The sequence below is a fragment of the Bradyrhizobium sp. MOS001 genome (assembly GCF_004634465.1).
GTDB classification, from domain to species: Bacteria; Pseudomonadota; Alphaproteobacteria; order Rhizobiales; family Xanthobacteraceae; genus Bradyrhizobium; species Bradyrhizobium barranii.
The window spans coordinates 1-11,671 of the sequence record NZ_SPVJ01000082.1 but is presented as its reverse complement, the minus strand read 5'-3'; the positions used below and the strand labels follow the sequence as shown (position 1 = coordinate 11,671).

The 11,671-nt window shown below is 53.1% G+C and carries 10 protein-coding genes; 6 read left to right on the top strand and 4 right to left on the bottom strand.

Translation table 11 applies throughout. The features are described from left to right. Positions 1 to 351 precede the first annotated feature (351 nt). Both CT676_RS44625 and CT676_RS41585 read left to right on the top strand, forming a co-directional pair. Positions 352 to 942 carry a hypothetical protein gene (locus tag CT676_RS44625; RefSeq protein WP_167768332.1) on the top strand — a complete coding sequence of 197 codons (591 nt, stop codon included), beginning with the start codon at positions 352 to 354 and terminating at the stop codon, positions 940 to 942. Further along, on the top strand, positions 939 to 1,616 hold the full coding sequence (locus CT676_RS41585; protein ID WP_167768331.1) for an AAA family ATPase: 678 nt from the start codon (positions 939 to 941) through the stop codon (positions 1,614 to 1,616). Before CT676_RS44625 ends, CT676_RS41585 begins: the two co-directional genes overlap by 4 nt. 248 nt (positions 1,617 to 1,864) lie before the next feature. Here CT676_RS41585 and CT676_RS41580 read toward each other — a convergent pair whose 3' ends face one another. The 3 genes from CT676_RS41580 to CT676_RS41570 all read right to left on the bottom strand — a co-directional run bounded on the left by CT676_RS41580 (position 1,865) and on the right by CT676_RS41570 (position 3,790). Next, positions 1,865 to 2,434, bottom strand: coding sequence for a hypothetical protein (locus CT676_RS41580; protein WP_135217121.1), 570 nt, complete (start codon positions 2,432 to 2,434; stop codon positions 1,865 to 1,867). Further along, positions 2,418 to 2,828, bottom strand: coding sequence for a hypothetical protein (locus tag CT676_RS41575; protein WP_135217120.1), 411 nt, complete (start codon positions 2,826 to 2,828; stop codon positions 2,418 to 2,420). Before CT676_RS41575 ends, CT676_RS41580 begins: the two co-directional genes overlap by 17 nt. Before the next feature lie 734 nt (positions 2,829 to 3,562). Then, a complete protein-coding gene (locus CT676_RS41570) occupies positions 3,563 to 3,790 on the bottom strand; it encodes a hypothetical protein (protein ID WP_135217119.1) in 228 nt (75 codons plus the stop codon). Positions 3,791 to 4,641: 851 nt separating this feature from the next. On the opposite strand from CT676_RS41570, the gene CT676_RS41565 reads away from it, so the two are divergent. Both CT676_RS41565 and CT676_RS41560 read left to right on the top strand, forming a co-directional pair. Continuing rightward, entirely contained in the window at positions 4,642 to 5,172 is a 531-nt protein-coding gene (locus CT676_RS41565) for a hypothetical protein (RefSeq protein ID WP_135217118.1), read from the top strand. Between the two features lie 40 nt (positions 5,173 to 5,212). Beyond that, positions 5,213 to 5,746, top strand: coding sequence for a DUF6641 family protein (locus CT676_RS41560; RefSeq protein ID WP_244623502.1), 534 nt, complete (start codon positions 5,213 to 5,215; stop codon positions 5,744 to 5,746). 70 nt (positions 5,747 to 5,816) lie between these two features. Here the strand turns inward: CT676_RS41560 and CT676_RS41555 are convergent, their stop codons facing one another. Then, positions 5,817 to 7,940 carry a hypothetical protein gene (locus CT676_RS41555; protein WP_135217117.1) on the bottom strand — a complete coding sequence of 708 codons (2,124 nt, stop codon included), beginning with the start codon at positions 7,938 to 7,940 and terminating at the stop codon, positions 5,817 to 5,819. Positions 7,941 to 9,389: 1,449 nt separating this feature from the next. On the opposite strand from CT676_RS41555, the gene CT676_RS41550 reads away from it, so the two are divergent. Next, positions 9,390 to 9,794 (top strand): hypothetical protein, encoded by a 405-nt coding sequence (locus CT676_RS41550; RefSeq protein ID WP_135217116.1) that lies wholly within the window; start codon positions 9,390 to 9,392, stop codon positions 9,792 to 9,794. 89 nt (positions 9,795 to 9,883) lie between these two features. Further along, positions 9,884 to 11,026: a hypothetical protein gene (locus tag CT676_RS41545; protein ID WP_167768330.1), complete on the top strand. Its 1,143-nt coding sequence runs from the start codon at positions 9,884 to 9,886 to the stop codon at positions 11,024 to 11,026. Positions 11,027 to 11,671 lie beyond the last annotated feature (645 nt).

The following is an 11,671-nucleotide window of genomic DNA, read 5'->3' as shown; positions in this document are numbered from 1 at the left end:
GTCATCTATCGAGTGACCCTTCGGCTCTCGTGACATCTGTCGCCGCCCGGTGCCATAGGGTATCCGCTTCCATGAGAATTTGCTGCATCGCAAGAAACGGCCACGTGCCCACCTGTTCCAAATAGAACAGCGCCGCTATGCAAAAACTGCTTGAGTTGTTTGGCGCTCCTGGTAAACAAAAATCTGCGGTTGTCGCAGGTGTTCCGAGAAGCATTCCTTAGGCTTCGGTATGAGCTGCTGCGAGCGTGGTCGGACCGTCCGATCAGGTACGTCGCCCTTTCAATCATCAGCAGCTCACACCGGATTCGGTGAGAGAATAGCGATGTGTGGGCTGCGTACGCTGAGAACACCATGGAAAATTATCAGAACGAAGATACGATCGACTCCCTCGTCGATGAATTCACGATGTATGGCAAACTTGCCGCTGAGCACCACATTCGACGGTGCTCGACCCTTGCAAGAGCGAAGGCCAAGGGGAAGAACGGCTTCTATGAGTTCTGTGAAAGGGTCCACTGCAAGCCCGATTCATCGACGACCCGCAAATATCTGAAGATTGGAATCGAAGCCGATTGGCTTTTGCCAATCGCCCCCCACCTGCCGCCTGAATGGACGACAATCTATGATGTCGCAGTGTTGGGGCGAGAGTACGCAGAAGAACTAATTGAACGGGGTATTCTTAATCCTCAAGCACCGGCGAAGGTGCTGAAAAAGCTTGAGCTGGCGAAAGCAGGCGACCCCGCCGAGACGAACGATGAAGATGCTCAAGGGGCCGATACCGCTGGGCCATGTATTCTTGCGGTGGACGCATCGAGTCTTTCAGATCAGGATTTGATCGATCTCTACCGTGCGCTCTACAAATCGGCCAATTGGTACGGCCTCTCAGTTGCGGGGCTGCCAGAGCGTCTCGAGGATGCTGTCTCCATGGATCGGGAGGCGGCATGATGTCGGACGGGAATCGACTTCCGCTCTCAGAGCTTTTACGGCCGCAACAACTTCACGATCTGACTTTGTCAGACCATGCCATCAGGCGGCTTCAACAAATGTTGGACTCTAGGCTGCCGTTAAACATGGTGTTTCATGGTCCGCCTGGGAGCGGCAAAACCTCAGCTGCCAAGATCTTTCTGACGGGATGGCCCGGCTTTGACCTGATGCAGATTAACGGGGCGATGGATGCAGGGATTGACACGATCCGAGATCAACTCTCCGGGTTCGCCAGATCGCCCTTTTCAGATAGCGAGCACGTCAAGCTCTGCTTCATCGACGAGGCCGATCACCTAACGAAAAGCGCCCAGGCATCCCTCCGGGTTTTGATCGAACGCTGTTCCGATAAATGCCGATTCATCTTTGCGGCAAACGAGATCGGAAAGCTTGAGCAGCCTCTGCGTTCCCGTTTGAAAGCGGTCGATTTCACAATACGATTTGCTAACAAGGACAAGGCGCAAGACCGCTACATCGGCAATATCGCTGGTAAGCTCGGCGAACTCGGCATCAAGTTCAATCGTGAGCGTCTGGACCGCATAGTGTCAGTTTACTTCCCGGACCTCAGAACGATTGCCAATGAGATCGAGTTTGAATTCGGACTCGGCAACAGCGTACCTGCTACCGATGCGGCATGATCATTAGCTGGATTGTCGTGGCCACTTTCTGGTGGCCACGACTTTCTCTTGTCGCTACTCGTACCGCAATAGATCTGTCGTGGTCAGCCGGAGTCGCCTTCGAGTGCCCGTTGGGCGACCTGCACCGTGGTAACGAGCGCCCGCCACCCCTTTTGCTGCAGTTTCTTAAAAGGCTTTGCGCAAGGTGTACAGCGGAATGAGCGGTTCACCGAACGGCGGATCAACCTAACCCCATTACGTCCCTGTTTCTACCGCTCCGACTCTGCGCCCATAAATGAATTCGCTATGGTAACTAGATGCACAGCTGCGGTCCCTAGGCGCTCCATTTCTTTATCAGCTGTGTAGGCTGCGGCAGCACGGCGGTAGGCAATGGCTACGGTTGCGTAGGCATCTGTGATCAGTATGGCTAGTTGGTCGTTCTCATACCTTGCTTGCCGAATACGTGATTTTACGACATTCGTGGCTGCCTCTGCACTTCGGTTGGCGAGCTTCTCATTCTCTAGGCTCGGATCGGAAACTCCGGGTTGACACGCTGCTGCCGCCCCGGCGATCACCTGATAGTAGCGCTGCTTTTGCTCATCACTGGATGTGAGGTAGCTCTGCAGAAGGCGGCGAGCCCTCGCCTCTAGGTATCTTCGATCCTGCCGGATCGTTTGACGATCTGAGTTGAACCAATTGAACATTGGCGCCACAGCCTCTCTCGCTGTTGGAGCAAAATGAAAGAAGCCTGAAAAGTTCCTCCTTGCAGGAATGATTCGAGTAGACAGCAGCGGAAAGATGGCAATCGGAAGGATCACGCCTTCAGTGTTGACGAACAATAGCTGATTGCAGACTCGCCGGCCCGGACTTGAGTCGTGGTAAAGCACCTTGCCAACCATTCTCTTTCGCGAGCTCTCGCAGCTTGGTCAGCAAAAAGCGGCGGGCCTGATTGCTCACGATGTGTAACGAGCCCTGACGTCCTACGATCTTGAGCTCTTCGTCATTCATTCTCTTGACGCGATATGCAGCTCGGCTGCATCGGTGATAGAGCGAGTAGCGAATATCGATAAGCTCATCGAAATTCATCGGCGCATTCTCGCTTAGCCAAAGAATGATGTCCTTATCCGGAGCGAAGGTAGGTTGCTGACAGTCCTGTTTCTTTGCTTTGGCTACAACCCGTTCGGACGCTTGCGTTATCTCGTTGGTGAATGGGTCTGGTGCTTCAGACGTCATTTTGAGTCTCCATTGCGGCGGGATGCCGCTTACAGAGACTATTTATCGGTTCTTTTAAGTCCGCTCGTCCTGCCGCGACGACGAATGAGGGTGACATTGTCACCGTGTCTCGGGTCGGAGCTTTGAAACATGAGCAGTCAAGGGCTCAAGGCTCGCTATCAGTTTAGCTTGCGTCTTCTCCACGCCGTCCTTCAGGACATCCAGCAGGGACATTCTTGTAACCGCAGGCGAAGCTGGCACCGTGTCACCTCTTGCTGATGCGACGCTCGGCTTCGACGCCGCTCGATGTGCAGCGATTCTCTTCGGTGACTCTGGCTTTGCGGGGCTCTGCTTTGCCGGTACCTCGACAGCTGGCGCAGGCGATGGGCCGTCTTCAACAGACGCAGCTAGCACTCGGGGCCATCGTTCAGCAAACTCCGACACGCTAGGTGGAGGAACGATCGTCGGTAAGCTGGTATCTATGATCACCCGCTCAGGCAACTTTTCGGCTGACGCTATTCTAATGGCAGGTTTATCGTCACCGCTGTTAAGCGGTTCCGCTGGCTGTGGGAAGCGCCACCCGATTCCGATCAGCAACAGGATTAGAGCACTGCCGACGAACCCAAAATATCTCATCAAAGGCATAGGCCGCCTCCGTTTGAGACGACCTTGAAACGGGTATTGTTAGCAGATCGCTAAAGATAGATTAAAACTGGAAACGTGGTTATCGGCGCCGCTGCGATGAAACCCAGTCGTTACCTCACCAACGACTTTGACTTCGATGATGCTTCGTAAATTTCGATCTTCAGCATCGGATGCTTGGCCTGCAAACCAGTTGCCGCTTTCATTGCAGCGGTCTCATCAACAAATTCGGTCTTGAAATGCCCGTCGACGACGATGGCATATCCGGTGGTCGGCGCAAGGTCAGCACGCTGTACTTGGCGTGGTTGAGGACTGTCAACGTGAAGCTTTGGTCTGCTCATTGCTGGTCTGGCTGAATATGTAGTTGCGCCTGATGAAACTCTGGCAGCTCTCCAGATTGGACGGCAGCAGTCTGCCAACCTGCATAAGCGCAGCACAGAAGCATAGCGATCCTCAAACCGATTGACATGCCGCGTCCCTCCTTTTGTTGTGCGAAAGCTTATGGGGGACGTCTTACGAGCCGCTTAGGTAATACGGTTTTCCAGACGTTTAGCGGGTAGGTAAACGATTGGTGGCGGCTCCTAGTCCGTCAGTTGAGTACGTCCATGCTCCGAGGTATTAAGCGCCTATTGCAACTTATCCGTCACAGGATGCGAGCGCTGCTCGCTTCGCTGAAAGTTATCGCATGCGGTTGATACCACTGTCAGTTCTGGCTTTTCTTCTCTTTGCGTCGGCTTCGTTTGCAGGTCTTGGACAGGAAGCAACCAACTTTTCGGCTTCCTTTGCATCCTCTGTCCACGATGGGGCACCCTCCTCATTGCTAAAAGTCACGGCTCTGAGCGAACGAAGGGAGCAAGATAGCCTCCTCGCTGGGGTCCCGAGTGCTGGATACGAGGTGTTTCTCACCCCTCAATGCAAGAGAGATGTTTGCATTCACAAATTGGTTCGGGACGTTCAGCCGGTTGACGTCCTCAACAACGGTACCCTAAGGCGTTACGAGATCTCGTCCGTTGAACAGACCTGCGCCGACGAAAAGCAAGCGGATTGCAAGCGACCGTCTCGAAGTGAATTCGCCAATTTTACTCGAAGCTTTGCGCTTTGCTCCGTTACAAGCCCAGCCGTTGTCTTCACGGCTTCTGCTAGAGCCAATTCAAGCTACTACATCGCAACTTTCCTCAATTTTGGAAAGGAGATGAGCACCTATCAGGTAGATGCGGTGTTCGAATATTTCGTCGTTTGTTACGGTTGGGAACCTCGCCGATTCGACGAACATTACAAGAAAATCATTACTGCTTGGGGATACCGGCCGGCGGATGAGACTCCAGCTCCGCCGCAGAAGCGCTTCTCCTCTGAAGGAGAAGTTCTCTCGTTCTTGCGTGCGCAAGACGGCAAAGGATCGACGCAGACATCACCTTCAATCCAATCCCTGGAAGGCAAGTGGTACTCCGACAATGCGGCGGTTTGCCAAGGGAGGGCCGGCGAAACGGAGGGGCTATTGGTATTTAGGGGCGGTCATCTCATCGGCCTCGAAAACGACTGTTCAATCCGTCAATCAAAGTCAGCGGGGCGATTTCTTACCCTGCGAATGCTTTGCAGCGGTGAGGGAATGCAGTCGCTAGCGACGGAGACGATCGAGCTGTTGAGCGAGGATAAGATCAAGCGGACCGTTGGCGATGGAAAGAGGCGCTACAGTTTTACACACATGCGCTGCCCCCAACGGTAGCTTGAGAGGTTGGGGGGCTTGCGTTGTGTTGAGCAACAGCATGGACGATTCCGCAGCTTCTTTTTGGCTCGACCGTCTGATCGAAGGCTGTATGTCGGATTGGCTTTATGCCCACCCAACAGCCAAGGAGTTAACGATGTCGACCTCAATTCTGAAGTCTCTGACGTTCGTCCCGCAGCCCAAAGTCAGCTCTGACCCATTGATTCTCAAGAGGGAACGTATGGTGTCCCGCTTGGAGGATCAGAAGAAGCTGTTCGCCGATCCGTTGTATCAGCGGCGAATCAAACGCTGGGAAAAGAAGGAAGGCGGCGAGAAGGTGCTCGTCGAGAAGCCGCTCCGCACGAGCAAATGGTGGCAGCAGGATCAGAACGGCGGCTACGTGATGACTGTGAAGGTCGGATCGAAGCGCATCGAGTTCGAAAAGGGCAAAGCAGCGATCGCAGTCGGCCCGCTAGAGAAGCTGCCGACGGTGATCGATGCCCTGATCAAGGCAGTGCGAGCTGGCGAGCTTGATTCGCAGTTGAGTGAGGCAAGCAAGTCGGCAAGGCCGCTGCCTTCCCGGAAGGTGGCCTGAGTCCTACAGCAATCCATCCTGGCCGGAACATCATCTCCGGCCAGTCCCCGGAAAGTCAGCCGAACTTCTGTCAACTTTCCCCAACGTCCAGCCTTCTGGACTCGTTGCCGTCGAAGTATTCTTTCATCGCTAACTCAGTAAGCCGGAACTTTCGGCGTTTTTGCTCCATGAGCCGATCAACCAGACCCTTCTGCTCCATAATCTTTCCCCGCTTGCCAACAAGCTGGTATGAGCAGTCCAGGTCTTCCGCAATCTCGGCCGCCATAAGATCACGGCGCTCGCCATAAAGCGTTTCTAAGATCCCCAGCTCGGTTGTGGGCAGTAACAGCTCCGGATTTACATCTCGCAAGATGGCTTCATATTTCTTGGAAAGATTAGTGACTTTGCAAATACCCGTACCGCACTCAGGGCATCTCATCCTGTAAAGCTTCAGGCTTTCAAGTTTGTCGAGACCGAAAATTGCCTCACAGTCAGCACACTTAATTTCTTGATTAGCGTGCAAGTACGATCGGATAATATGGCTCGAATCGAAAATTCGCTCGACGAAGTACAGGCGAAACTCCCGAAGCCCGACTGGACGCCCAAATTCTATCGAGTGCTTCTCGCAGAGACCAAAGTTTAGCGCAAAGACAGAGACCTTCCGACCGTCCCGGTCCTTCATCTCGAAATATTTCGTTAGAAAGAAGTTTAGCTCCAACGTTGACAGCACGCTCTCCAATTCGGACACCACGTGAAAGTGACTAGTAGGAGGACGCCCTGAAATCTTCTGCATAAGGGAGGATTCTCTATACCTCCGCAGCTCACGGGCTCTGCTGACCAGAAGTTCCAAAAGTTCTTTAAGACTGTAGATCGAAAGCCGCTCATCGAATCGCTCGTGCCTAAACTTCTGGATGCCAAAGAATGGCTCTATCTTCTCCTCGTAGTACTTGCGGGCAGCGTCTCGAACAGCTCGAGCACCGATGAATTTGCCGTAGACAATGTGCGATTCGTAAAGATTCGAGAGGATGTGCCCCAAGTTTCTCGGATTTCCCATCGTGGCAAAAAAGAGGAGCTTAGCCACCTCGTCGGGATTGGCCTCTACAAAGTCACTGAGCCCTGCATTGCAGAAGTGGTTCAACCGAGTGTCAATGAGCCGAGAGGTGAAATCAATCGCCTTCTCTTCCATGTTCGAGACATCGTTCGAGCCGTAAAGCTTGAACGGATCCAAAAACGCTTCGTCGATCTTGGTCTTGTCAATCTGACCATAGTATATCCGCCCTGGGTAGGCCGCAATTTTGAACTTGATTAGTTCCTGAGACCAATTATTGAGCGGCGCCAAAATTGAGTCCACAAAAATGGACATTGCGTCTTCAGGCAGCTCAGAGAAGTCATCGATGAAAACGTAAAGCCGCTTTATGCCAAAGCCTTGTAGTATTTCGCCCAACTCGTTGATGATGGTCTTGATGTTAAAGGAGCGGAGCAGAATCTGAGAAAATTCATTCTCATTCTGTACGGATAATGATGACGCAGCCGCAACTGAACCATCAGCAGCAACCTTTGGTATCCCTGTGGCATCCGCTGAGATCGTTGCTGACGCTTTTGCATTGCTTGAAGCTTCGCTCTTGTTTCCTTCCTTCTTGCCAACGATCTTTATACCAGTGACGTCGTTAAATAGGCTGGCTCGTGAACTCTCGATTAGGTCGTCAAGAGCTTCGAACACTTCGTCTGACGATGATAGCAGGCGCTCCTTAAGCCGAGAAAGGAATGACTTCTCGATTTGCTTTTTTAATTCGGTCCGGATCTCGACTAGAACCGTCTTGACGAATTCTTCGTAGAGGAAAATACGCCGTATGCCTTCCGCAGGAAGCGCACCCTGCGAAGCCTCAGCCTTTTGAAGCAATGCTGGGTCCACCTCAGACGATTCATAAATTGTCTTGATATCTAAGTAGGCCGACACTGAGTGCGACTGCTTACGGATCTCGTGTTGGGATCTCTGAAATATCGTCGACTTACCCGTGCCTTTTCTTCCTATCAGGAACGTCGTGTTCGGCCTCATCATGGCGTTGAAGATCCCATCGCTGGGTAGGGGATCCACGTAGAGTTCTTCGATCAGCGGCTTGTCACTCTCTTCCGCGGTTAGCTCGGCTCTCCGATAGAGTTTTAGCGATTGCGCTGCATCCGCGAACTGTTTCCGTTGTCTTTGCGTAAACGCCATGTTCACTCTGCGTGTTTGCTAGTCGCCATGCGGTCGGGCGACCTTGCGAGTCGCTCATCTCTAAGTAGTAAGGTAGTGCATCGGCACGAAGTTTTGCAACGGGTCGTTTCGCTTCGCCTACACAAAAATCATATAGATCAAGCTGTTGATGGATTGCTTTGGGCCTCACAATTGGGCTCACCGTTTCTCCTCCCATCCCGCGGGGGTGTTTCTTGGAGGCTCACGCTCCGGCGATACAGGTCGTCGCCCTATGTCTAGACTGCCGCCGTCAACTGGCCTCTGTAGGCTGCCGTCATGCAGCCATGGTTGTCACTGCGCCATGAAGAGCAGCGATGAGGAATGCACTATAGCTGTGCCCCTCGGCACGTGGTTCAAGGTATCGCACCATTGAAACTCGTCCAGAGCGCCGACGCATCTGTGGTGCTGAATGCTCGGACCAATGGCCAGTTGAAATCGCATTGTTCCTCCTCCCACACTTCAATAATTATCGGAGTTGATTCGGCATAGCGATGCAACTCGACCAAGTCGTCAGTTGGTCCAGTAGAATGTCTTGAACAAAACGCTATGGCTATCTGAACTGGTCGCTAAGAGGCGCAGCGAGACTCACACCGTATATCATCATCTTCACAGCTTCGACCAAGGTATATGGGAGAGCGAACACATCGTGCCTTGGACCAAGTCTGCCTGCAATGTGGACGCTGGGTTGATGATAATTGGCCAAGATTTGGCCTCTGAACAATTTCTGAGAGAACCAAAGTACAATACGCCTGAGCGGATTAGGGCGAGGAAGTTGGCCGGGCAAGACGAGTACTTGCCAACGAACCTGCGACTGAAGGCGTTGCTCCGAACACATTTAGGCATGGAGTTTTCGCAGACCTTATGCGACAGACGTCCTGGTGTTCATCAAGCCGGGCACCATGACCGGCAATGTTTCGATGAGCGACATGCAGTATTGCGCCGAGGCGTACACACTTCCTCAGATCAGAATTGTAAAGCCGCTGGTGGCAATATGTCTCGGTGCAAAGACGTCCAACTCTCTTCGGCGAGCCCTGAAGCTCCCCGATCTCCAACTCAAGGAAGCTTGCGTGCCTTCTGCACACACGATCTACAACCGAACTGAGATCTACGGAGTGCCGCACACTGGTGGATTGGGACATGCTTCAACTGTGGGCGCAGCTTGCCGAACGCTTCTCTAAGCTAACTAGAAAAAGGCGATAAAGAAATCGCTCGGTCGTGTTGCTTGAGACGATCACACCACCATGAGGGAACACGATGGATTCAAGAAGGCCGTATGATGATGTTACTCATCGACATCGGTTCGCAGCATGGTGCGCATCTACAGCTGCTAACTCCTCCCCAAATTGCAGATTTTCGGTGGCGCAAGGGGTCAGGCTAATCGAGGGTTGCGGGTTGCAGGAGTTGGGTGAGGCTTGGAATAAGCTTCCTACGGTGGAGGATTTCGACTGCCGCCATCGCATTTGGCGGGAACGTCTCGTTGCCGCCGCTCCAGAGGCAATTGGCTCCGGAGAACGCCGCAGGTTCACACCGGGTGTGGCAGCGAAGCTGATAAATTGCTATCTGAAGCCGCTATACGTTACGGGCGTGACGGACGATCTTTCAGCAGAGCGCACACTCTTAAGAGATGCTATCCACCCGCCGATTGATCGCATTCTGCTTCAAACGCTTGCCGAGCAAAACGTAGGATCCTCAGGGCGTGAATGGCGACGCTTTGCGGGCATTGGATGGTCGAATTTCACGCACGAGCAGTACGAAGCGGTCATCGAGGCTGTAAAGCGTGTGACGCATGGACGCTTGTGGACTATTGAGGAGCACTGGGGCGGCTACAGGGCGTAGTTTGTACGTTGCATGATCGCATCTACATGCGGTAGCTTTTCACTTGCTCGTTGCATTCCCTGTTGCCCCTGAAAGAAGGAGAACAGGCTGTGTCGAAGAAGAACAACATTGCGCTAGGGTTGGCTGATGGACCCCGTTGGGTTCTGCGGACGGATAGTCTTGCACAGGGTGACATAGTCGCAACTCGAACGCCTGGATCGTTTATCAGTGGGGCAATTAGGTTAGCAACAGGACATGACTTCTCGCACGTCCTTATAGTTGTTCGCCCTCCAGTAGCGGTGGAATCCGGTGACTTCGGTGTAGTGCGGCTTTCTCTCGATCGACACGCCATACTCGACAAAAACAATGTTCGAGTCTTCCGCTATCGTGACAGTTCGTCTTTCCGAGAGAACCTTCTGGCCGCCGCAACATTTGCGGAGCATCAGGTCACAAGAGAATATGCCGATGAAGATATGCTCACTTCATTGCTCCCGATCGTTCCATCGATCAACAAAGGACAATGGTTTTGTTCGCAGCTTGTATCTGCGTCCTATGAATCTGCCGGAATTCCTATTGTTGACCGCCAGAGTTCAAAGGTAACGCCGGGGGACATCGTCAAGTCTGCAGCACTTGAGGACGTCACGAATTCCTGCGTGGAGGAAATTGAGGTCGAGCGCTTAGATGTTTTCGGCGGAACGTTTGGCTTTCTGGACGGACCTTCTTCGCAAAGCGTTCACTTTGAGGAAGTTCAAATAAAGCAGGCCATTGCCCAAAAGATGAAGGCGACGTTTAAACACGCCGGCGTTGAGCTTGAAACATACTCGCACGGACTTAGCCTTCTTGCTAAGGCGGCACGAGAACAATCTGACTGGTATCGTGACGTTGATGACGAATTTGCCAAGCGGATCCGGGAATCTGGCTTGCTTCAACTCGTACGCAAATGGTTCTCACCTGACGCACAGGTGCTATTTTATGACCTTGCGGCACTACGATGGGCTGCAGGTGAGGAGCCGCCTGAGATCGAGGAGCGTCTCGCTACTGCCAAGAGGGTTCTGACAGATCGCTCGCTTGCTGTCACAAGTTTTGCCCCCGAAATAGAATTAAAACGCAGCCTCTGGGTCGCCACCGATTCAGAAGCTCTAAGACTTGATCTCGCCTTTCTCTACGAAGTCTACAATCTCGAGGTCCGTTTACAAAACGTTGCTGCTTTGCAGGTTCAGCATTTGCACTGGATTCTCACACTAGAAAAGTGAAGCCTGGTCGGTTGGGAATTCGGGAGGCACCCGGAGAATAGCCGTTCGCCTTGCGGATCGGCTTCAGGACCTGCGGCCCTGCACCGCTGGTCTTTCGGTTTTCCGATTCCTGCGCACTGTAGGCACCCCGGCCGTAAGGGTGGCCACTAATAGATGTATTAGTCGTGGTGCTTATGAAGGGGGTAGGCCTGCACGTGCGGTCAAGGTCAGCGTCACCAATCAGCCGGTGTCTCTATTGGGGTTCTTGCGGCGTAGCCGCTGCGATAGCACTCGACGGTCGATTAAGGTCCGATGACCCAGCAGTCTACCGATGCCACGCCCAAGATCGCCATCGACCCGGCGGGCTTCTACTTCACCGCATCGATCCGCAGCATCTCGTGCAGCCGAGCTTGGCAGTACTCTTCATAGAGAGCGTTGATGATGCGCAACATGACCCGAAATCCCCTATCCACCCGATGAAGGCTAGGACCGTTCTGTTTCGGGATTGCTTCGTGACCTCGGTCTAATGGTTTCGACTTGGTCGACCTTCGCGCATCCCGCATTGCACCAATTTCCCCAGAGAAAGCTTCGGTCGCTACGAAGCTGCCACGGCGCGAAGTCGAGCAGCCAACCGAAGTGAATCTGGATACCTACAAACCACCAAGG

Excerpts from the sequence above, each read along its gene's own strand:
- CT676_RS41565 (WP_135217118.1), top strand. The coding sequence starts at position 4,642 with ATGAGCACCTATCAGGTAGATGCGGTGTTCGAATATTTCGTCGTTTGT.
- CT676_RS41575 (WP_135217120.1), bottom strand. The coding sequence starts at position 2,828 with ATGACGTCTGAAGCACCAGACCCATTCACCAACGAGATAACGCAAGCG.
- CT676_RS41585 (WP_167768331.1), top strand. The coding sequence starts at position 939 with ATGATGTCGGACGGGAATCGACTTCCGCTCTCAGAGCTTTTACGGCCG.
- CT676_RS41570 (WP_135217119.1), bottom strand. The coding sequence starts at position 3,790 with ATGAGCAGACCAAAGCTTCACGTTGACAGTCCTCAACCACGCCAAGTA.
- CT676_RS44625 (WP_167768332.1), top strand. The coding sequence starts at position 352 with ATGGAAAATTATCAGAACGAAGATACGATCGACTCCCTCGTCGATGAA.
- CT676_RS41560 (WP_244623502.1), top strand. The coding sequence starts at position 5,213 with ATGGACGATTCCGCAGCTTCTTTTTGGCTCGACCGTCTGATCGAAGGC.
- CT676_RS41555 (WP_135217117.1), bottom strand. The coding sequence starts at position 7,940 with ATGGCGTTTACGCAAAGACAACGGAAACAGTTCGCGGATGCAGCGCAA.